Origin of the sequence: Streptomyces sp. NPDC020898, from assembly GCF_044333925.1 — a bacterium.
Classification (GTDB): Bacteria; Actinomycetota; Actinomycetes; order Streptomycetales; family Streptomycetaceae; genus Streptomyces.
In genome coordinates this window covers 37,818-59,176 of the sequence record NZ_JBIRRV010000024.1, presented here as the reverse complement: position 1 = coordinate 59,176, position 21,359 = coordinate 37,818, and the positions used below count along the sequence as shown (strand labels likewise).

Here is a 21,359-nt window from a genome sequence, read left to right as displayed (position 1 = left end):
CTCGGATCGAGGTGTCGGATGCTGCACGGGGAGGGCCCGGCCTCTCCGACCGGTGTCAGCTCCGCGCTGATTCCGCGTTGCGGTGGGAGGCGGCCAGCAGGCCCAGCGGCAGCAGGGCTGCGAGAGCGAAGGCGAAGCCGGTCAGCGACGGGCCTTTGAGGCCCAGGCTGGAGGTCAGGGCGATGCCGCCGAGCCAGGAACCTGTGGCGATGCCGACCTGGAAGGCGGACGTGGCCAGGGCCATGGGAAGGGACCGGCCGGCTCCGGCGATGCGGACGACCTCGCCGACGACGATGGGGTTGTTGGCGAAGCCGGCTGCGCCGAGCAGCACGACCAGGACCACGGCCACGACACTGTTGGTCGCCCACAGGGTGATGGCGCCCAGGATCGCGGCCGTGACTGCGGTGGCCGGGATGAGCGTGGTGTAGGGCCGGCGGTCGCCGAGGCGTCCACCGACCGTGGTGCCGGCCAGGGCGCCGATGCCGAAGCCGAGCATCGCCAGCGGCACCACGGCACTCGCGAGGTGGGCCCGCTCGGTCAGCAGCGGGGCGACGTAGCTGTAGGCACCCATGATGCCGGCCTGGATGAGCGCGATGGCCAGGTAGACCAGCCACAGGCGCGGATGCTTGAGCGCGGCCGTCTCGGCGCGCAGGGAGGTGTCGGTGCGTGTGGTGTCGGCGGGCAGCCGGCGGGCCACCACCACGGCGGCGGCCACGGCGAGAGCGGCGAGCATCCAGAAGGGGGCCTGCCAGCCGCTCAGTTGGCCGGCTGCCGTACCGAGCGGGACGCCGACGATGTTGGCGAGGGTGATGCCGCCGACCATGACGCCCGTGGCACGGGTGCTGGCGGCCGGTCCGGCGGCGGCGGTCGCCACCACCGCGCCCACGGCCCAGAAGGTCCCGTTGCCCAGCGCGGCGGCGACCCGGCCGACGAGCGCGAGCCCCAGGCTGGAGCTGAGCGCGCTGACGACGTGACCCGCGGCGAAGACCAGCAGCGCGGCGACCAGGGCCGAGCGACGCGGCAGGCGCCGGGTCGCAATCGACATCACGGGTGCGCCGATCATCATGCCGACGGCGAAGGCGGTGATCAGCGTTCCGGCGCTGGAGACGCTGACACCCAGGGCGCCGGAAATCTCCGGCAGCAGGCCGGAGACGACGAACTCGCTGGTGCCCATGATGAAGGTGATGGCACCCAGCAGCCACACCACCGGCGGCAGCTTGACCTTCCCGGCAGGCGCTGCTGTGCCGCTGTCACCCGTGAGGGGTGCGGCGGCCGAGGGATCCGGCTTCGTGGACGAGGGGGAACTCACTGACGATCCTTTCAAGAGAGCCGGCGCGGGCCCCGGTCATCCGGAGGCGTTCCGCCAAAGCGGCGTGCGCGCCGTAGGTGGTGCGGGCGGAGCACTTCTGGCCCGCCGCAATCCACGAAACCAGCAGTCGAGAGCGGCAGACAGTCACGCCTGTGAGGGGTAACAGCAGGGACCCCCTCATGCCGAGAACGTGAGCGTGTGCACCGTGAATCGGGGTAACGGCCGCGGCACGGGAGGCGGGCCGTCCTCACCGATGCTCGCGCAGGTGGTCAGCACCGCCGCACGCCGGGCGGAGCAGCTCGAGCCGGACCGTGACGGTGACGCCTCCTGCTATCTGCACGAGGCCGCCGCCCTGATCACCGACAGCGCCGGGCAGCGCCTGAACTGGGCTGCCCGCTCCCGTCACCCGCAGGGAGATCCACCTCGGTGCTGTACCCGGGCCTGCCCGAGAACAGACTTACCGGAGCCCTCGGCGCGAGCAAGTCGACGCTGGCCCGTACCTGGTCGGCCTCGCAGGTCCTCTCGCTCGATGATCTGCGCGGTGTCGTTGGTGACGACTTCCCTGCCACGTCCTGCGTGGCGTCCCTGCACCCCGCTCTACTCGACCGAGGGCTTGGACCATGGAGGAGAGCCAGCTCGGCGTGCTCGGCCTCATGCCGAACGCTGCCCGACTTGCACCTGACGTTGGCGTCAGGTTTTAGCGTGGTGGCTGTTGGCGCTCCGCGGCTCCCTGCGGACATCGCCTTTCTACGTCAGTGATCTTCCGCGTCTGCTGTGAGCAGGTGCGACCGACAGCAGGAGTACTCATGCGCGCAGCCGTTTACCGTTCGCTCGGCGGCCCGGACGTCGTCGAGGTCGCCGAAGTCGAGAAGCCTGTTCCGGGCTTGAGCGAGATCCGTATCAAGGTCCAGGCGGCCGCGCTCAATCCGACCGATGTGGCGGCCTGGAGCGGGGGCTTCTTCCCCGCTCCGCCGGAGGGGGCCGCCTATGGCCTCGGCTGGGATGTCGCCGGCATCGTCGACGCCGTCGGCCCGGGGATCCACTGGACGCCCGGACAGCCGGTCATCGCGTTCAGTCACGGCTTGCCCCTGGGGCTGAACCGGGGCCAGGCCGAGTACATCGTGGTTCCTTCTCAGGCGATCGCCGCGGCGCCCGCCGGCGTCGACCCCGTCCATGCCGCCACCATCCCCCTCAACGGCCTGACCGCGGCCCAGTCCGTCGAACTGCTCGGCATCCAGGCGGGCCAGAGCGTGCTCATCACCGGTGCGGAGGGAGCGGTCGGCGGCTACGCGGTGCAGCTGGCCAAGCGCCGGGGAGCCGTGGTTATCGCCAGTGACCTCTCGTCCGACGGCGAGTTCGCGACGAAGGTGGCGGGGGCTGACGTATACGTGCCGGCGTCGCAGCCGCTCGTCGAGACCGTCCGCACGGTGCGCCCCGAAGGAGTCGACGCCGTTCTCGACACAGCCAGGCTGGGGCAGACCGCCATCGGTGCGGTGGCGGACGGCGGCAGGTTCGTGACCACACGGCTCGACGCCCTGCCCCAGACCGAGCGAGGTATCCGGGTCCTCCTGACGCAGGTCGGCCCGGACGCAGCGATGCTTTCGACGCTGTCCGATCTGGCCGCGGCCGGACACCTGGCGCTCCGCGTGGCCGAGACCTACCCGCTGCAGGAGGCCGCGCAGGCATACGCCCGCATGACCAGGGGCGGGCTCCAGGGACGTGTCGTCCTCACCATGGACTGAGCACGACACCCACCCTCTCGCACGACGGCCTCTGTCCCAGCTGGGACAGAGGCCGTCGCCGTCCGGTACCGGACGCACAGACCGTGACGAGGCCGTGCAGCCAGGCGGGCGACGTTGCGCGCGCAGCGACCCCACCGAGGCGACGACGGGGTCGGTCGCTGAGGCGTTCTTGTCGCACACCACTCATCAGCGGTGTGCGACAAGAACGCCTCAGGCGGTACTGGCGGCAGCGCCGCCGCGTACGGGGTGGCTGTGGTGCGGGTGGCTGGGGTCTGTCGCCACCGCGATGATCTCGTCGAGGCGGGCGCGCACTGCTGTGAGGTCGCCGATCTGGCGGTCGATGCGGGCCCGTTCGGTGATGAGGCTGTCGCTGAACCCGACGGGCGATTCACCCTCGTTCATGCACCGCGGCAGGACCTCGCGGACGAGCCTGCTCGACAGGCCGGCGGCGTACAGCTGCTGGATCATCCTGACCCGGGCGACCGCGCCGTCCGGGTACTGTCGCTGCCCCCCACCAGTACGGGTGGCGCCGAGCAGCCCCTGCTCCTCGTAGTACCGCAGTGCCCGGACGCTGACCCCCGCCTGTTCGGCGACCTCTCCGATCCGCATTGCTCCTCCTTGCCGGGTTGGCGTGGCGCCAGAGTTGCCCCTGACGTCAGTGTGAGGTTTCAGCGTAGCTGACGTCGTCATCACGGGCCTTTCTTCTTGTCCGGCAGCAGCGTGCCGGATCACGGTGAATCAGGTGGACATGCCGATCTGGCGCATGCCATCCGTGGATGGCATGCGCCAAGTCTGTGGTCCCGGCGGTGCCAGGAGGGTGAGGGTCAGTGGTTCGGCAGGAGGGTGCGCAGACGGGCGGCGTGCTCGTCGATCGACTGGGGACCGTTGCTGGTGAGCAGGCGGACACCCTCCTCCCAGATGACCTTGATGGCGGTCGGGTTGGTGGTCGTCTCCACCTTGTAGCCGGCGTTCCTGAGGGCTTCGTCGATGAAGTAGCCCATCCGTACCTTCTTGCCGGGGATCTTGAGGTAGCCGTTGCTGAGGACGAAGAGTTCGGCGGATTTGGCGACCGTGGTCACCCGCACGCCGTTGAAGGCGTGGTCGAGGTCGGTGACGACGGTGCCGTCAGCACCCACCCGGTACTTGGCCGAGGCCATGGCGACCGGGGCGTGGCAGATCAGCGAGATCAGCACCCCGTTCTCCCGCAGGGTGTGCAGGAGCTCGCCGAGCCAGGGGTTGTCGACGAAATCGACCATGGGAGCGTGGCCGCCCGGCATGTGCACGAAGTCGAACGCGCCCAGGTCGAAGGCGTCCTCGGGGTCACGGTGTCTGAGCACGAGCTGCTCGATGGACTGGTAGGTGTGCTCCGACAGGTCCTGCATCGACTTGACCAGGTCGTCCCGCAGCACCACGACCTCCTTGTCACTGCCCGGCAGCGCCTCGGAGACCGGCAGGCGGCCCAGGTAGCGGCGGGCGAGGGCGAGTTCGCTGTCCCGGCGGGCGACGAGCCCGGGCCGCTTGGCACGGAAGGTGTCGACATCGAAGCGGAACGCCTGCGCCGCGGTGGCCGAGACCGTCGCGGAACTGAACTTGTCCGCGGCGTGCATCGACAGGGCCAGGCCGTTGATCTCCAGCTGCGGGACGAGCCCGCCGGGGGTGGCGAAGGTGAACTCGTACTCGTCACCGAATTCCTTGAGGATCTGCGCCAGCTCGACCAGGTAGAACCCGGTCGAGACGCCGGGGTGGTCCGCCGGTGCGGTGAGCGGCAGGACAGCGGCCGACGGGACGACGATCAGTGCCTTGGGCTTCGACGAGGAGGTGGGGGCGTTCATGGCGGGGCCTTCTTTCACGCTGCGAGCTGGGGGAATGGAGAGGGCGCTCCTCGGTTGCGAAAAGTCGCGCCCTGTGGTGAGTGAGCCTGGATGTCAGGCGGAGACTGCGGCCGGTGTGTAGACCACGGCGGGGTCCAGAGCCAGGTTGGCCTTGGCCCGCGCGGACAGCGCGTCGGCGATGACCTCGGACTGCTTGGCCTCGACCCCGTCGAGCGCGGCCCTGACGACGTCGGCCGGATCGTTCTTCTCGAATGGCTGACCTTTAGCCATGTCGGTGTCGGTGGGTCCCAGATACAGGCCGGTGACCAGGGTGTTCTGCCGCGAGAGTTCCAGGCGGACACTGTTGGTCAGGCTCCACGCGGCGGCCTTGGCCGCGCTGTAGGCACCCCAGTGCTCGGAGGGGACCCAGGATGCGACCGACAGGACGTTGACGATCGCCCCGCCGCCACCCGCCTCCAGGATCGGGGCAAAGGCCCGGATCATGCGCAACGGGCCGTAGTAGGCGGTGTCCATCTCCAGTTCGATCTGGTCCAGGTCACCGTTGACCAGGCCATTGATGGTGATGATGCCAGCATTGTTGACCAGCAGCGTCACGTCCGAGGCGGCTTCCGCCACGGCGGCGACGGAGGCCGGGTCGGTGATGTCGAGCGCCAGCACCTCCGCTCCGGGCAGATCAACGCGCTCGGGGTTGCGTGCGGTGGCGTACACCTTCGTGGCTCCCCGCTCCAGCAGCTGGGTGACGAAGTGATGGCCGAGGCCGCGGCTCGCACCGGTGACAAGGGCGACGGAATTGGTGATGTGCATGGGGGGTGGTCCTTCACGTAGGTATGCATAGTCGGGAGCGCTCTGATGGGCCCGACAACAGCCACGCTAGAACCTGACGCCAACGTCAGGTGCAAGTCTTTTCCGGGTGAGACCTCCGCGAGAAGACAGACGCCGCTGCCTCACGGTGATCCCCGCGCCGTCGCGCGGGCGGGCGCCGGCCGACCAGCAGCACCGGGCCGGAGTCGGGCCGGGTGGCTTCAAAGCCTGGCCTGGGTGGCAGATTCGGAATGCTTGTCCGCCCCCGGCCTGCGGTGACTTCCGTGCGGCATGGACGCGAGGGCGGCGCGGGGCGTGTAGAGCTGGGCGAAGGTGGTTTCCTCCCAGCCGCATGTCCGTGGATCCCCGCCGCCCAGCGTGTCCTCCAGCCCTTCGCGCTGTCGACTGCGGTCTTGATCGTCGTTCGCGGGCGATTCTTCTCGAGGCTCGCGAGCCGCAGGATCACCTCATGTTGTGGCATGCCGGGCGTCGGTGGGGTGGTGGGTGACGAGGAGTTGCCAGGTCAGTTCGGCCATCTCGTTCGGTGTGCGGGGGCTGTCGCGTTGGAGCCAGTCGGTGGCCACGCCGAGGAGTGCGCCGGCGATGAATGCGGCGGGTACGTCGTGCGGGATGTCCGCCGACGCGACGCTGTCCGGCGCGGTGCCGGAGTTCACGCGTACGGCGACGTGGACGGTGGTGCAGATGCGACTGCGGATGTGATCGATGACGCGGGCGCTGCCCTGGGGTCCCAGCAGGCTGCGGTAGAGGCCCGCGTGGTCGGCGAGGTTCTCGAAGAATGCCACGAGTGAACTGGCGGGGTCCGCGTCCGACTCGGCCGAGGTGGAGTCGAGGGCGGGGACGGACGCGATCAGGGTGTCGATCGTCGAGGTGCAGGCCGCTTCGGCCAGTTCATGCACGTCCCGGTAGTGGTCGTAGAACGTCGTGCGGTTCACCCCGGCCCGTTCGGCCACGTCGGCGACGCTGATCTGCCCCAGCTCCTGTTCCTCGACGAGCTGGATCAACGCGCCCTGCAGGGCGGCGTGCGTGCGGCGCACGCGCCGGTCGCCCACAGGGGTGCTCTGTCTTGTCGTGGCCATGAGTCCACCTTACCTATCCGACGCATGTTGGTTTACCGACGGATGTCGGCTAACGTGCTTCTTGAGAGTGCTTCAGCCGACCAAGAGAGGAAACCGCCATGAAGATGAACGTCGCCGTGGACGAACCCAAGTGCGTGGCCGCCGGGCAGTGCGTCCTGATCGCGCCCGAGGTCTTCGATCAGCGGGAGGAGGACGGCGTGGTCGTGCTGCTCGATGGGACGCCCGATCCGGTGCTGCATCCGGTCGTGCGTGAGTCGGCCCTGGCCTGCCCCGCCGCCGCCATCCATGTGACGACGTCATGAGTCGCACCGTGCTGGTCGGCGCGTCGGCGGGCGGGCTGGCCACGGCGGAGGCGCTGCGCCGGGCAGGACATCAGGGGGAGATCACGCTCGTCGGTGACGAGCCGCACCTCCCGTACGACCGCCCGCCGCTGTCCAAGCAGATCCTCAAAGGGGAGTGGGAGCCGGACCGGCTCGCCCTGCGCGGGCGGGCGGACATCGACGCGCTCCGTCTGGACCTGCGACTGGGGGCGAAGGCGACCGGACTGGACATGGCCGCGCGCACGCTTCTGCTGGCGGACGGCGCCCGGCTGCCGTACGAGTCTCTCGTCGTGGCGACCGGCGTACGCGCCCGTCCGCTGCCCGGGACCGAGCAGGTGGCCGGGGTGCACACACTGCGTACCCTGACCGACGCGCTGGCGTTGAAGGCCCGCTTGGGCGCAGGTCGGCGGCTGGTGATCGTCGGCGCCGGGTTCCTGGGCGCCGAGGTGGCCGCCGTCGCACGCGGGCTCGGCGTGGACGTGACCCTGCTGGAAGCCGACGCGGTGCCGATGACGCAGGCGGTCGGTGAGGAGCCCGGGTGGTTCCTGGCGCAACTCCACCGTGACCATGGCGTCCGACTGCGCACGGGCGCGGCGGTGAGCGAAGTGCTCAGCGTCGGTGGCGAGGTCGCCGGTGTCGCGCTGGCCGACGGAAGCGAGATGCCCGCCGACGACGTCCTGGTCGCCATTGGTTCCCTGCCCAACACCGAATGGCTGGCCGGAAGCGGGCTCGCTCTCGACGGCGGGCTCGTGTGCGACGAGTTCAGTGCCGCCGCACCCGGTGTGTACGGCGTGGGGGACGTGGCCTGCTGGCACAACCCGCTCTTCGGCACGAAGATGCGCGTCGAGCACCGCACCAACGCCGGCGAGCAGGCCCTCACCGTCGCCCACAACCTGCTCAACCCGGACGAGCCACGGCCGTTCGCCCCCGTGCCGTACTTCTGGTCGGACCAGTACGACACCAGAGTCCAGGCGTACGGCTATCTGCGCGACCACGACGAAGCACTCGTCCTGGAAAGCGATGTCACGGCGCGGCAGCTCCTTGTGGCCTACCGCCGGGGAGACCGGCTCACCGGCGTGCTCGCCATGGGCAAGTCACCCAAGATCCTGCGCGCCTGGCGGGCCCTCATCGCCTCCGGCGCGGCCTGGGAAGCGGCCGTCACGGACACCGCCGCCGCGTGACCGCATCCGCGGGCCGACGGCGCCGACCGGGTGGGCGTCGCCGCCGAGCGCGCCAGCGACACCCCACCCGCCAGCCTTCGAAGTCGTCCACCCCCCCCTCAAGCCCTTCATGCCTTTTCAAGGAGAGATCCATGACTACGACGACCAGCACGACCGACCCGGTCGACCACACCGGTCTTCCCCCGTTCCCGGGAGTACGGTCCGGGCGCTGCCCCTTCGATCCGCCGACCGACTACGCGGACTGGCGTGAGGGCGAGGGTCTGCGGCGGGTGCTGTGGCGCGGCCGGCCGATGTGGGTCGTGAGCCGGTTCGCCGACATCCGCGAGGTTCTCAGCGACCCGCGACTCAGCGCGGACGACCGTACGCCCGGCTTTCCCGTACCGTCCAGCGCCGGGCCCGAGGCGGCCCAGCCCTTCATACGCATGGACGGCCCGGAACACATCCGGTTGCGCCGGATGCTCACCGGCGAGTTCACCGTCAAGCGGATGGAGCGGCTGCGCCCGCTCATCCAGGAGCAGGCCGATCACTTCCTTGAGCAGATGATCAGTCAGGGGCAGCCGGCGGATCTGGTGAGTGCCTACGCATTCCCGATTCCGTCCATGGTCATCTCGCTGATGCTCGGCGTGCCCTACGAGGACCACGCGTTCTTCCAGGAGCAAAGCGCCACCATCATCACGGCCGACGCCTCGGACGAGGAGAAGCACGCCGCGACCGTGGCCCTGGCCGGCTACATGTACGAGCTGGTGGCGCGCAGGGAGCGCGAGCCGGAGGACGACCTGATCAGCCGGCAGATCCAGCGGGTCGCCGCCGGGGAGATCAGCCGCGACACCGTGGTCGTCAACGCCAACACGCTGTTGGTCGCCGGGCACGAGACGACGGCCAACATGATCGCCCTCGGCACCCTGACCCTGCTGGAGAACCCGGACCGGCTCGCCCGGATCCGTGACACGGACGACTCCGCCGTCATGGCGAACGCGGTCGAGGAACTGCTGCGGTACCTGACCATCGTCCAGGACGCGATCTACCGCGTCGCCACCGAGGATGTCACCGTCGGCGGGCAGCTCGTCCGGGCCGGCGAAGCCGTGGCTGTGAACCTGCCCGCCGGGAACCGCGACGCGACCTTCTCCGCCGACCCCGACACCTTCGACCCGGACCGTAACACCAGCGGCCACCTCGCCTTCGGCTACGGCGCCCACCAGTGCCTCGGCCAGCCCCTGGCCCGGGTCGAGCTGCAGATCGCACTGCCCGCGCTGCTGCGCCGGCTGCCGAACCTCCGACTGGCGGTGCCGCTGGAGCAGATCGAGTTCCGGAACAACACCCTCACCTACGGACCCCACCGGCTGCCGGTCGCCTGGTGACCGGCACCGTGTCAGACAGGTGAACAGGCCGAGGAACCCGCCATTGCGGACCTGTACGCCAATTTGACGGAGCTGCAGATCTGTAGCCATCCCTCTTACCGGTCGTGCGCGAGTTCACCGGGACGCTGCTCGGTCACACCGGTCGTACGAGGCCGGTGTCGTAGGCGAAGATCACCGCCTGGACGCGGTCGCGGGCGTCGATCTTGGGGAGGATGCGGCTGATGTGGGACTTGACGGTGGATTCGGCGAGGTGGAGGTGTTCGGCGATCTCCGAGTTGGTCCAGCCGGTGGCGATGGCGGTGAGGACTTCTCGTTCGCGCTGGGTGAGGTCGGCGAGCCGGCGCTGTTGTTGTGGGCTGTTGCCGGGGAAGCGGTCGCCGAAGGTGTCGATGAGTTTGCGGGTCAGGCCCGGTGAGATGACGGCGTCGCCGGCGGCCACCGCGCGGACTCCGGCGACGAGTTCGTCGGGCTGGGCGTCCTTGAGCAGGAAGCCGCTGGCACCGGCGCGCAGGGCGTCGTAGGCGTATTCGTCGAGGTCGAAGGTGGTCAGGACCAGGACCCGGGAGCGACCGCCGGACTCCACGATGCGGCGGGTGGCCTCGATGCCGTCCATGCCGGGCATGCGGACGTCCATCAGGACCACGTCGGGCCGGAGTTCGGCGGTCATGCGGACGCCTTCGCTGCCGTTGGTGGCCTCGCCGACGACCGTCATGTCGGGCTGGGCCTCCAGGAGCATGCTGAAGCCCATCCGCTGCAGAGCCTGGTCGTCGACGATCAGCACGGTGGTCATGCGGGGTGCCTCTCCGGGGAGGGTGGATTGGGGACGAGGAGCGCCTGGACGGTCCAGCCGCCACGGTCGTTGGGGCCGGCGGTGACTTCGCCGTCGTAGAGGGCGGCGCGTTCACGCATGCCGACCAGACCCCGGCCGCCCCCGGTGCGGGTCCGGCGCTCTGCTCGCCGGGCGCGGGGCGGGCCTGTGTCGTCGACGGTGACGCGTACGGCATCGGGGCCGGCGGTGATGCGGAGGTGGACCGTCGTGTCGGAGGCGGCGTACTTGACGGTGTTGGTCAGGGCCTCCTGGACGATGCGGTAGATCGACAGCTGGAGGCCGGGCGTCATGCCGGTGAGGTCGCCCTGGGAGTCCAGGATGACGGTGGGGCCTGCTGCGCGAACGCGCTCCAGCAGTGCGTCGAGGTCGACGAGTCCGGGCTGCGGGGACAGTGGTGCGTCGTGTGGCCGGCCGTCGTCCTCGCTGATGACGGAGAGCAGGCGCCGCAGTTCGGCGAGGGCCTGGCGGCCGCTGTCGCCGATGATGCGGAGGGTCTGGGCGCCGCGTTCGGGTTTGGTGGCGGCGAGCGCGGCGGCGCCGTCGGCGAGGCCGACGATGACGGCGAGGGTGTGGCCGAGGATGTCGTGCATCTCGCGGGAGACGCGGGCACGTTCCTGTGCGACGGCGAGGTGGGCCTGACGGTCGCGCTCCTTGCGCAGCGCGACGACGTAGGCGTGGGCCAGCCGGGTGAGCAGACCCAGCAGGGCGAAGGCCATCAGACCGGCCACCGCCATCGGGCTCACGACCTCCGGACGGGTCGCGAACTCCAGCTGACGGCCTTGCCAGAAGACGACGGCCCAGGCGACCAGTTGGGCGGTGGACACGCCTATGGCGATGGCCAACTGCCGTGGGGTGCAGTAGCGGCCGACATTGAACAGGGCCACGACCCGTGCGGTCTCGGCGCCCGTCAGCACCCCCATCGGAAGGGTTGCCACGGCGACGGCGGTGACGACCACGAAGACCAGCATGGGGCGGCGTTCCCGCCACAGCAGGGGAACGCAGAACGCGAGCAGGAGGGCCAGCTGCAGCGGGACGGGGGCGGTGTTGTAGGGGTTGGCCAAGGAGCTCACGCCGAGTCCTGCGCAGAATGCTGGGACGCCCCAGTGGCGGACCCAGGAGTGGGCCCGGTCGGCTCGCCGCCATCTCGCGAGCTTGGAGAGCACTGAGACGATCACCTGCTGCTCGGGGTCCCCGGTCAGGGTCTTGAGGACCTGGAGGTCGTCCGGGTCTACGGGTTGGGCGCGGGCGCTCGGTGCGTTCACGGGTGTTTGTCTCCACGAGATGTCGGAGCCGCCCGCCGGTCCGCTGGGGAACCGGACCGACGGGCGGGGCTGGCGAGACGGCCGGGGCAGCCGTTTTCCGTCACTTCCTCCAGGGAAGTTTCTTCGTTGATGTCCCTATTGTCGGTTCTTGCTGCTGGGGCGTGTCGACGTTGGCGGTGGTCGCGTTGTCGTCGCGTCGGCCGTGCCTCTTGAGCCGGGACGGTCCTCGTACCCGGCCGCAGGCATGCCGGGCAGGCGCGAGAGCCTCGGCCTCTTCGTCGTTGTCGACGCCGGTGAGGGCTGGGGCGGCGCTGTATTCGGCCGTGCTCGCAGGGAGCCCCGATCCGGCGCCCACCAGAGCCGCCGCGCCCACTAGCTCGGGGTGCGGCCGCCCGGTGTCGGCCGACGCGGTGTCCAGCGCCCGGCGGAGCTTCTCACCTTGCCCGTCCACGTCGGGACCAACGGCTCTCTCGCCCTCGGAACGCGGTCGGCGAGCACAGGGCGTGACCCTGCAGTGATACTTGTCCGTCTCATGTTGAGATAGTAACGTCTCATTCAGAGACGGGGATGTCGCATCATCCAGGACAGGAGCTGTGTCATGAGAGGTCTCAACGGAAAGCGCATCGTCGTCGCCGGAGGGGCGTCCGGGATCGGCGCGGCCACCGCCGAGCGGCTCGCGGCCGAGGGCGCGGCGGTCGTGGTCGGTGACGTCAACATCGACGCGGCCGAGGCCACCGCCAAACGCCTCACCGATACCGGCGCAACGGCTCTCGCCGTCGAGTTCGACCTCGCCGATGAGCGTTCGGTACAGGCACTCGTCGACACCGCCGTCTCCCAACTCGGCGGAGTCGACGGCCTCTACAACGTCGCCGCCGACCTGTCCATGGACACGCTGGGGCGCGACGGCGACCTGCTTGCCACGGACCTGGCCGTATGGCGGCGCACCCTCGAAGTGAACCTGATCGGCTATGCGCTCACCAGCCGCGCGGTCCTTCCCCTGCTGCTCGAACAAGGCAGCGGCGCCATCGTCAACACCTCCTCCGCGTCCGCGCATGCCGGCGACCACATACGTGCGGCGTACCAGAGCAAGGCGGGGATCAACGCACTCACCCGCCACATCGCCTCCCGCTGGGGCAAGCAGGGCATCCGCTGCAACTGTGTGTCACCCGGACTCGTCGTGACTGAATCCGCGCAGAAGACGGCCCAGAACGCCGAGACCATGGCCATGGCGAAGCATGCCATGCCCAGCACCCGCTTCGGCAAGCCGGAGGACCTGGCCGGCATCGTGGCGTTCCTCCTGTCCGACGACGGCGAGTGGATCAACGGGCAGGTCTGGTCGGTCAACGGCGGCGGACTGCTCCGCGAGTGAGAGCGCACGGTGTGCCCCCCAGCGAGGTCGGCTTCCTCAGCCACGCCGGCCGCGTCCTCGCGGGGACCAGTCAGTCCGATCAACGACATGCCACGTTCGTTCGCGATCCCAGGTCGGCTGCTCCGGCTCGCTCCGTCACCGTAGGATTGATGTCTATGCCCTCGCCTCACATCGACGACATGCCCGGACCTCGCGCGCAGGCGCGGCGCTACGTGCTGTCGGCGGCGGCTACGGCACTCGCCGAGAATCCCGGCGCGAGCATGGCGGAGATCGCCTCCGCCTCCGGCATCGGGCGGGCCACGATGTACCGGTGGTTCGCCACCCGCGAGCAACTTGTCGAGGCGATCCACGCCCATGTGGTCGCCGAGGTGGACGAGTTGATGGCGCGGCGCCTGCGCGAGAGCGGCCCCGCCCTCGACGTACTGCTGCGACTGAGTGGCGACATCATGGCCTTCGGTGACCGCTACCGGTTCCTGATCGCCTCCAGCGACAGACGGCAGAACCTGACCAACACGGTCGAGTTCAGGAAGTACGTCGCCGACCGTCAGCAGGCCGGCGAGCTGCGCGGCGACCTGTCGCCCGAGTGGCTGGTCGCGGCCTACGGCGGGCTCGTCGTCGCCGCTCTCGACCAGCTCGACGAGCAGCGCCTCGGCAGCGCCGCGGTCGGTGACGAGCTGGCCCGCACCATCGTCGCGGCCTTCTCACGCGAAACGCAGTGACCCGCCCAGGAGCGTGACGGCCGCTCCTCGCTCTTGCGATCGGCCATCGTGGCTGCCGGTGACCGGGCGCTACCTCCCCGAGCTGTGGCGGGTGTTGCAGACGGCGACGTCACGCCTCCGGGAATGCACCCCGAGCACGCTGCAGTGCGAGCGAGCAGGCGGCCCTTTAGTACCGCAGGACCAATCGGCCCCGCCAGGTTCCGCCCGCAGGGGGCTGAGAGCGCGGAAACCCGCCCCTAGTTTGAGATCACAGGTCGACATCAGACCCGCACATCCCCCACGAGGCGTTACCAGCAGACGATCGCTGCGGCGCCGGAACAGACAAGGAGTAGTGCAATGCAGGGACTCAACACAAAGCGCATCGTCATCGCCGGAGGGGCGTCCGGGATCGGCGCGGCCACCGCCGAGCGGCTCGCGGCCGAGGGCGCGGCGGTCGTGGTCGGTGACGTCAACATCGACGCGGCCGAGGCCACCGCCAAGCGCATCACCAGTACGGGCGCAACGGCTTTCGCCGTCGAGTTCGATCTCGCCGATGAGCGTTCGGTACAGGCACTCGTCGACACCGCCGTCTCCCAGCTCGGCGGAGTCGACGGCCTCTACAACGTCGCCGCCGACGTCTCGGCGGAGACCTTGGGCCGTGACGGCGATCTGCTCGACATGGACCCGGCCGTATGGCGGCGCACGCTGGAAGTGAACCTGATCGGCTTCGCGCTCACCAGCCGCGCAGTCCTTCCCCTCCTGCTGGAGCAGGGCGGTGGTGCCATCGTCAACACCTCCTCCCTCGCGGCGCACGTGGGCGACCATGCGCGTGCGGCGTACCAGACGAGCAAGGCGGGGATCAACGCACTCACCCGTCACATCGCCTCCCGCTGGGGCAAGCAGGGCATCCGCTGCAACTGCGTGTCTCCCGGAGTCGTCCTGACCGAATCCGCGCAGACGATGGCTCTGAGCCCGGAGGCGCTGGAATTCACCCGCATGACGCTTCCCAGCCCCCGCTTCGGCAAGCCGGAAGACCTGGCCGGCATCGTGGCGTTCCTCCTGTCCGACGACGGCGAGTGGATCAACGGGCAGGTCTGGTCGGTCAACGGCGGCGCGATGCTCCGCGAGTAGCGACCACGAAGCCCTGCGAGCTCTTGGGCCTGCTCGCGGTTTTGACCGTGAGGTTGAGACAGGTCTTGGCCCAGTCGACGAGGGTGCCGGCGCAGGCGCGGTCGGGTACAAGTAGTTGCGCTCGAAGTCCGCGCAGCCTGCGGTCGCCGTCGCCAGGCCGCCCGCGCTCGCGTCGACCAGGTGGGCCGCAAAGACGGCGCGGCCCTCAGCCTCCAACGCGTCCAGCTCGTGGTCTTCGTGCTGTACGTGATGTCACGGACCCGGGAAACGCCACCGGCTACGTCCAGACAGGGTTCGAGGACATCTCGAACCCGGCTCAGTCCGTCGGTAACTTCTTCACCTGGCTCGCTGACCAGGCTGAGTAGCCCCCCACCCCTTACGCCCCTCCTGGAGCTCATATGATCCGCCACCTGATCCTCTTCAAGCTCAACGAGGGCGTCGAGCGCGATGACCCGCGGGTCATGAAGGGTGTGGACGCCCTCCGCGCGCTCGACGGCAGCATCAAGGAGATCCGCACCTGCGAGCTCGGCTGGAACTTCACCGACCGCCCCATCGCCTACGACTTCGCGGCCAACTTCGCGTTCGACGACGTGGACGCGCTGCACACGTACTTCGAGCACCCGGACCACCAGGCGGGCGTGGCGCTGTGGCGCGAGATCGCCACGTGGATCATCGCCGACTACGAATTCTGAGCCGTCCGCCGAACTCTCGAAGGGTACGGCCGCGCCTTCCCGCCCCGCACCCGCACGGTGCGGGGCTTTTACACCCGTTGCGCCTCCTGTCTTGAACTCTCGCTCAATAGCCGGAGCTGACGTGACGCCGGCTGCGACCGGCGTGAGATGCAGCGGACCGAACGGCCTGAGGGCGGTGCCGAGGAGGGGAGTCCCGCAGGTGCCGACCGGGATCAGTGCTCGGTGTCGGCCTCAGAGGCGACCCCGGCACCCTGGCTCGCTGCCCAGCTGGCCAGCAGCTTCAGGGCGTCCGCGGCCAGGGTGCCGGGGTCGGCGCTGTACACGGTGATGGACAGCCCCTGTTCACCGGGCAGGTCCAGGCTTTCGTGCACCAGCTCCATCTCGCCCACCGCCGGGTGGTGGAACCGCTTGGTTCCCTCGGTGAAGACGTGCACGTCGTGCGCGCCCCACATGGTGCGGAAGGCGTCACTGCGGGTGGACAGCTCACCGATCAGGTTCGACAGCTCCCGGTCGTAGGGGTTCTTGGCGACCTCGACCCGCAGCACCCCGACCCCGTCGCGGGCCACGCGTTCCCAGTCGGGGAACAGCCGGGTGGCGCGGGGGTCGAGGAAGACGAACCGGCAGGTGTTGACCGGTTCCGCCTCGAACACCTCGCTGAACAGAGTGCGGGCGAGCGGATTGGCCGCCAGGATGTCCATGCGGTTGTTGCGCACGTACGCCGGCTGGTCGTGCAGGGCCTCGACGATGCGCAGCACGCTGGGCCGCACGGTGGCCTTCTTCGGGCGGCGCCGGACCCGGGCCGCACTGGTGCTGGCCGCCCGGGCCAGGGCGTGGAGGTGATCCCGCTCGGTGTCGTCCAGCCGCAGCGCCTGGGCGAGGGCGTCCAGGACGCTGTCGGAGACCCCGGTGAGGTTGCCGCGCTCCAGGCGCGTGTAGTACTCGACGCTCATCCCGGCGAGCATCGCGACCTCACCGCGGCGCAGCCCGGGCACCCGCCGCTGCCCGTACACCGGCATGCCCGCCTGCTCCGGTGTGATCTTGGCGCGGCGGGACGTGAGGAATGCGCTGACTTCGGCCCGGTTGTCCATGGAGCCCAGCGTAGGAAAACGAGGCGCTCAGTGGGGGTCCCTGTCAGTACCCCTCACCGCAGGGTCTTCCACAGCAGGGCCGGAGGCGATCCCTTGGGGATTGTCCCACTCCCAGGATCCCGGCCGGGCCGCACCATAGCGGCGAGTGCAACACACCGTCCGCACACCGGTCCTCATGCCCTGCGACGTGCGTCTGGCTCGGTCTGGCTGGCGGAACGTAGTCAGCTCCCGGCCACCGCTTCCCATACGAAGTCGACATCCTCTACCGAGGTGATGGCTGCCTCGTCGGCTGTTCCCTGCCCGGCCACGAGAGCTCCCCAGTCGGGGGCCCGGCATTCGCTTCGGGGTGCGCCGATCACTTGCGTGGCCGACCATGTGAACGTACGCGGCGACCGCCAGGGTGTGCCCACAGCGCAGATTGCCCAGAACCGTGTCATCACCTTGGGCAAGAGCAAGGGCCAGAGCCCCTCGGCCGCCGCTCGGCTCACTCGCGGAGGCCGCAGGCTCGCGAGCGGAGTGCGCAGTTCCTGCAGACAGGCAGCATGATCCGCTGCTCAAGTACCGGCACCGCAGGACTGTCGGGCCGTGTTCAACCACCTAACGTCCCAAGTCGGAGTGCCCAAGTACCTCACATTCTGACAGCTCGTGCTGCTCAGCAAGTGATCGGAACTGTAAAACGTTCGGTGTAACTCCCGATCATGGAAGATGCATCGATGACCAGCGACAACATGACCGAGGCCGAGCCCGTCGGGCCATCTGAGGCGGCGTCGGCGAAGTCTGTGGACGACCGGCTGATTGACGAGCTGGTCGGCCGGGCTCAGGCCGAGGGCCTTCAGCTGACCGGCGAGGGCGGGCTGCTCCAGCAGCTGACCAAGCGGCTCCTGGAGTCCGCTCTCGAGGGTGAGATCACCGACCATCTCGGCTATGACAAGCACGATCCGGCCGGGAAGAACGGCGGCAACTCGCGTTACGGCACCCGCGCCAAGACCGTGTTGACCGATGTCGGCCCTGTCGAGATAGCCGTGCCTCGCGACCGGGAAGGCAGCTTTGAGCCGAGGATCGTCAAGAAGCGGCAGAAGCGTCTGTCCGGCGTGGACGAGATGGTCATCTCGCTCGCGGCGAAGGGCCTGACGACCGGGGAGGTCCAGGCCCACCTGGCCGAAGTCTATGGAGCCGAGGTGTCCCGGCAGACGATCTCAACGATCACCGACAAGGTTCTCGACGGGATGGCCGAATGGCAGAACCGGCCCCTCGACGCCGTCTATCCCGTGATCTTCATTGACGCCATCCACGTGAAGATCCGTGACGGCGCGGTTGCCAACAGGCCCATTTACGTGGCCCTGGCGGTCACTGTCGAGAGCCGACGGGACATCCTCGGGCTGTGGGCCGGCGACGGCGGCGAGGGCGCCAAGCACTGGATGCACATCCTCACCGAGATCAAGAACCGCGGTGTCAACGACGTCCTCATGCTGGTCTGCGACGGACTCAAGGGCCTGCCCGACGCGGTAGAGGCCGTCTGGCCCCGCACCACGGTCCAGACCTGCGTGGTCCACCTGCTGCGGAACTCCTTCCGCTATGCCGCCCGCCAGGACTGGGACAAGATCGCCCGCGTTCTGAAGCCTGTCTACACCGCGGCGACCGAAGAGGCCGCACTCGATCGGTTCGCCGAGTTCGCCGACGCCTGGGGCAGGAAATACCCGGCGATCGTGCGGCTCTGGGAGAACGCGTGGGAGGAGTTCACGCCGTTTCTCCGCGTCGACACCGAGATCCGCCGCATCGTCTGCACGACGAACGCGATCGAGTCCGTCAACGCCAGGATCCGGCGGGCAGTCAAGGCCCGCGGACACTTCCCCAACGAGCAGTCCGCGTTGAAGTGCGTCTACATGGCCATCATGTCCCTGGACCCCACCGGCAAGGGACAAGCCCGCTGGACCATGCGCTGGAAGACCGCACTCAACGCCTTCGACATCACCTTCGACGGCCGCCTCTCGGCAGCCCGTCAGTAACTCCAACAACCCCAGTTACACCGCTCGTTTGACAGACCCCCACCCTGCGCAACGACCGCGGCCGCTTCATCGACGACGAGTCCTGGGGCCGCGACCGTGACCGCGACCACCGCCACAGTGACGCCCGCCGCTGACACCCCCCCACCACGCGGGCGGCTGAGCATGCCACCCACCCCCGCACATGAGACAACGGCGCGCCCGGCCCACAACGGCCCGGCGCGCCACCGGCGTTTGGTGTGACGCTCTACGGGGCAGCCAGGCGGAGATCGGAGTGGCGCCGCCGCTTGATGCGTCGCCGCCAGGCACATCCCTGCGGCCTGTGGTCTGCACGGTCGTGGTCGTGGGGCGAGGTCGGATCGGTATGTACCGACGGCGAACTCGCGCGCCTGGTCCAGGATTCCAGCGTCGCTGGCCTGCCCGCTTTCGAGGACGGCGATACCTCCCGGATGCCCTCGAACCCGGCACGCGGTCCTTTCCCCGCAGGGCGCTGCACCTGATCACTGACGTCGCTCGATGCCCCGCCCGGTCTGGTTTCCATGGTGCGTTCATACCTCTGAGTGAGGTCGGTCGGGTTCAAGGTCGGCGGGAGTAGAGGTCTGCCTAGGGTGATTTCTGGGGTGGCGGGCAGCCGCTCCGATCGGCGCGTCGACTCATGTACGGGAGTTTGTGTGGCGCAGCAGCACACGACGTCACTTCGGCTCCGTCTCCGGTACCGCTTTGACCATCTGGTCTCGGGGGGAACGACCGCGCTCATCGGCTGGCTGGCCCTGGCCTGCCTCGCCGTTGTCGTTCCGGCGAGCATGGTCCTTGTCTGGTCCGACCGGGCTGCTCCGGCAACGCTCTCCGGCCGGCTCACCGCCGTGTGGGTCAGCGTCGGCCAGACGCTGAAGATCGGGGGTGCGGTCGGCTCCCCGCTCTACGTGCTGGCTTCCGTATCACTCGCGCTGGTGGCGCTGCTCTTCGTGTCGACCCTGGTCAGTCTGATCACCACGGGCATCAACCGGCGCATCATGTCGCTGCGCCTGGGCCACTCCACCGTGCTGGAGACGCGGCACACCGTCGTCCTGGGGTGGTCGGACCAGGTCTTTCCCGTGATCAGGGAGCTGGTGGCCGCCAACGCGAACCAGCGCCGCTCCGCCGTCGCCGTGCTCGCTCCGCAGGACAAGGTGTGGATGGAGGACGAGATCTCCACCCGCGTCGGCGACAGTGGCAGGACGCGGATCATCTGCCGCAACGGGAGCACCACCGACCCCACCGAGCTGTGCCGGGTGAGTCCGCGCACCGCGACGGCAGTGCTTGTGCTGCCTCCCACCGGGGACACCGGTGACGCCCATGTGGTGAAGACGCTGCTGGCCCTCGACGCGGCCGTCCCAGGGTCCGGTGAAGGGGAAGCGGTGGTGGTCGCCGCCGTCCGTGACTCCCGCAACCACATGACCGCCAGGCTGGCCGCCGGGCCCACGGGACACGTCCTGTGCGTCGACGACATCGTCGCCCGGCTCCTCGTCTCGACGGCCCGGCAGCCCGGCCTCTCGCTCGTCTACTCGGAGTTGCTGGACTTCGAGGGCGACGAGTTCTATGCGGTCGCCGCCGGGGGCCTGGTGGGGCGTACGTTCGGCGAGGCGCTGATGTCGTTCGCCACGTCCTCTGCGGTCGGCCTGCTGCACACCGACGGGAGTGTCACCCTCAATCCGGATCCGGGGGCGGCGATCGGCCCGGCTGACCGGATCATCGTCATCTCCCAGGACGACGACACGGCCGTGCGGGCGGACGTGACCTCCCATGTCGAGGAGGACGCGATCGTGACGGCCGGGCCCAGGACCGCCCAGGCCGAACGCCTCCTCCTGCTCGGCTGGAACCGCCGCGCCCCGCTCGTCATCGAGCAGCTCGACCAGTACGTGAGCCCGGGAACCACCCTGGACGTCGTGGCGCTCGGCGAGTACGCGGCCACGCGCGGCGCCCGAGCCCTCACGGCCGAGCGGTCCCACCTCGAAGTCTCCTTCCACGACGGGGACATCACCGACCCGCGCACCCTGGCCAAGCTGGACGTGCCCTCGTACGACAGCGTGATCGTGATCGGTGAGACGGAACTCGCGGCCCCGGCCTGCGGCTCGGCCTCGGACACGCCCGTCGCCTCCCTCGCTCCGGTGCCGGATCCGGAGGCGCGGGCGGACGACAGGACACTGGTAACCCTGCTGCATCTGCGGGCCGTCGCGGAGGCCGCGCAACGGGAACTCGCGCTCACCACCGAACTGTCCGACGACGGCAACCGGCTCCTCGCGCCCGCCCGGGACGGCGCCGAATTCATCGTGAGCGGCAGGCTGATCAGCCTTCTGATGACCCAGATCTCACAGAGCCCGTATCTCGCCGAGGTCTTTGAGGAGTTGTTCAAGGCCGAGGGCCACGAGTTCCACCTCAAGCCGGCCGCGGACTACGTCCGGGCCGGCCATGAGGTCTCGTTCGCCACCGCCGTCGAGTCGGCACGCCGTCGCAGGGAATGCGCGGTCGGCTACCGGCTGCGCGCGCGGAGCGCCACGGGCCCCGACTACGGGGTGCGGATCAACCCCGACAAACGGCAGCGGGTCCGGTTCTTGGAGGAGGACTGGCTGATCGTGCTCGCCGAGAGCTGACGGCGCCGCCGGGGCGG

General features: G+C 69.3%; 19 protein-coding genes. 10 read left to right on the top strand and 9 right to left on the bottom strand.

The features are described 5' to 3' along the window. Positions 1-55 precede the first annotated feature (55 nt). Positions 56-1,309 carry an MFS transporter gene (locus ACH4TV_RS42710; RefSeq protein ID WP_398406793.1) on the bottom strand — a complete coding sequence of 418 codons (1,254 nt, stop codon included), beginning with the start codon at positions 1,307-1,309 and terminating at the stop codon, positions 56-58. Between the two features lie 806 nt (positions 1,310-2,115). Here ACH4TV_RS42710 and ACH4TV_RS42705 point away from each other — a divergent pair. Further along, entirely contained in the window at positions 2,116-3,051 is a 936-nt protein-coding gene (locus tag ACH4TV_RS42705; RefSeq protein ID WP_398406792.1) for an NADP-dependent oxidoreductase, read from the top strand. A 210-nt stretch (positions 3,052-3,261) separates the two neighbouring features. On the opposite strand, the gene ACH4TV_RS42700 is transcribed toward ACH4TV_RS42705, so the two are convergent. The 4 genes from ACH4TV_RS42700 to ACH4TV_RS42685 all read right to left on the bottom strand — a co-directional run bounded on the left by ACH4TV_RS42700 (position 3,262) and on the right by ACH4TV_RS42685 (position 6,781). Beyond that, positions 3,262-3,660: a MerR family transcriptional regulator gene (locus ACH4TV_RS42700; protein ID WP_398406791.1), complete on the bottom strand. Its 399-nt coding sequence runs from the start codon at positions 3,658-3,660 to the stop codon at positions 3,262-3,264. 215 nt (positions 3,661-3,875) lie between these two features. Then, entirely contained in the window at positions 3,876-4,883 is a 1,008-nt protein-coding gene (locus ACH4TV_RS42695; protein WP_398406790.1) for a DJ-1/PfpI family protein, read from the bottom strand. A 93-nt stretch (positions 4,884-4,976) separates the two neighbouring features. After that, a complete protein-coding gene (locus tag ACH4TV_RS42690; RefSeq protein WP_398406789.1) occupies positions 4,977-5,687 on the bottom strand; it encodes an SDR family oxidoreductase in 711 nt (236 codons plus the stop codon). 464 nt (positions 5,688-6,151) lie between these two features. Then, a complete protein-coding gene (locus ACH4TV_RS42685; protein ID WP_398406788.1) occupies positions 6,152-6,781 on the bottom strand; it encodes a TetR/AcrR family transcriptional regulator in 630 nt (209 codons plus the stop codon). Between the two features lie 104 nt (positions 6,782-6,885). Here ACH4TV_RS42685 and ACH4TV_RS42680 point away from each other — a divergent pair, with 104 nt between their 5' ends. The 3 genes from ACH4TV_RS42680 (at position 6,886) to ACH4TV_RS42670 (ending at position 9,640) form a co-directional block, all read left to right on the top strand. Then, a complete protein-coding gene (locus ACH4TV_RS42680) occupies positions 6,886-7,083 on the top strand; it encodes a ferredoxin (RefSeq protein ID WP_257569167.1) in 198 nt (65 codons plus the stop codon). Continuing rightward, a complete protein-coding gene (locus tag ACH4TV_RS42675) occupies positions 7,080-8,282 on the top strand; it encodes an NAD(P)/FAD-dependent oxidoreductase (RefSeq protein WP_398406787.1) in 1,203 nt (400 codons plus the stop codon). The genes ACH4TV_RS42680 and ACH4TV_RS42675 overlap by 4 nt, the downstream gene beginning before the upstream one ends. Before the next feature lie 131 nt (positions 8,283-8,413). Further along, positions 8,414-9,640, top strand: coding sequence for a cytochrome P450 (locus tag ACH4TV_RS42670; protein WP_398406786.1), 1,227 nt, complete (start codon positions 8,414-8,416; stop codon positions 9,638-9,640). Positions 9,641-9,773: 133 nt separating this feature from the next. Here ACH4TV_RS42670 and ACH4TV_RS42665 read toward each other — a convergent pair whose 3' ends face one another. The 3 genes from ACH4TV_RS42665 to ACH4TV_RS42655 all read right to left on the bottom strand — a co-directional run bounded on the left by ACH4TV_RS42665 (position 9,774) and on the right by ACH4TV_RS42655 (position 12,182). Beyond that, the gene (locus ACH4TV_RS42665) at positions 9,774-10,430 is read right to left on the bottom strand and encodes a response regulator (RefSeq protein WP_398406785.1); all 657 of its coding nucleotides are present in this window, start codon (positions 10,428-10,430) and stop codon (positions 9,774-9,776) included. Then, positions 10,427-11,731, bottom strand: a complete 1,305-nt coding sequence (locus ACH4TV_RS42660) for a sensor histidine kinase (RefSeq protein ID WP_398406784.1) — start codon at positions 11,729-11,731, stop codon at positions 10,427-10,429. The genes ACH4TV_RS42665 and ACH4TV_RS42660 overlap by 4 nt, the downstream gene beginning before the upstream one ends. Positions 11,732-11,831: 100 nt before the next feature. Further along, positions 11,832-12,182 carry a hypothetical protein gene (locus ACH4TV_RS42655; RefSeq protein WP_398406783.1) on the bottom strand — a complete coding sequence of 117 codons (351 nt, stop codon included), beginning with the start codon at positions 12,180-12,182 and terminating at the stop codon, positions 11,832-11,834. A gap of 147 nt (positions 12,183-12,329) precedes the next feature. Between ACH4TV_RS42655 and ACH4TV_RS42650 the strand changes: the two genes are divergently transcribed. The 4 genes from ACH4TV_RS42650 to ACH4TV_RS42635 all read left to right on the top strand — a co-directional run bounded on the left by ACH4TV_RS42650 (position 12,330) and on the right by ACH4TV_RS42635 (position 15,621). Continuing rightward, positions 12,330-13,100, top strand: a complete 771-nt coding sequence (locus tag ACH4TV_RS42650) for an SDR family NAD(P)-dependent oxidoreductase (RefSeq protein WP_398406782.1) — start codon at positions 12,330-12,332, stop codon at positions 13,098-13,100. A gap of 155 nt (positions 13,101-13,255) precedes the next feature. Next, on the top strand, positions 13,256-13,819 hold the full coding sequence (locus tag ACH4TV_RS42645; protein WP_398406781.1) for a TetR/AcrR family transcriptional regulator: 564 nt from the start codon (positions 13,256-13,258) through the stop codon (positions 13,817-13,819). 336 nt (positions 13,820-14,155) lie between these two features. Next, positions 14,156-14,929 (top strand): SDR family NAD(P)-dependent oxidoreductase, encoded by a 774-nt coding sequence (locus tag ACH4TV_RS42640; protein ID WP_398406780.1) that lies wholly within the window; start codon positions 14,156-14,158, stop codon positions 14,927-14,929. A 398-nt stretch (positions 14,930-15,327) separates the two neighbouring features. Then, the gene (locus ACH4TV_RS42635; protein ID WP_398406779.1) at positions 15,328-15,621 is read left to right on the top strand and encodes a Dabb family protein; all 294 of its coding nucleotides are present in this window, start codon (positions 15,328-15,330) and stop codon (positions 15,619-15,621) included. 212 nt (positions 15,622-15,833) lie between these two features. On the opposite strand, the gene ACH4TV_RS42630 is transcribed toward ACH4TV_RS42635, so the two are convergent. Beyond that, positions 15,834-16,709 (bottom strand): helix-turn-helix transcriptional regulator, encoded by an 876-nt coding sequence (locus tag ACH4TV_RS42630; RefSeq protein WP_398406778.1) that lies wholly within the window; start codon positions 16,707-16,709, stop codon positions 15,834-15,836. A gap of 713 nt (positions 16,710-17,422) precedes the next feature. Here ACH4TV_RS42630 and ACH4TV_RS42625 point away from each other — a divergent pair. Both ACH4TV_RS42625 and ACH4TV_RS42620 read left to right on the top strand, forming a co-directional pair. Then, complete coding sequence (locus ACH4TV_RS42625; RefSeq protein WP_398406777.1) at positions 17,423-18,715, top strand: IS256 family transposase; 1,293 nt, start codon at positions 17,423-17,425, stop codon at positions 18,713-18,715. Positions 18,716-19,383: 668 nt separating this feature from the next. Continuing rightward, entirely contained in the window at positions 19,384-21,342 is a 1,959-nt protein-coding gene (locus ACH4TV_RS42620) for an NAD-binding lipoprotein (protein ID WP_398406776.1), read from the top strand. Positions 21,343-21,359: the final 17 nt, after the last annotated feature.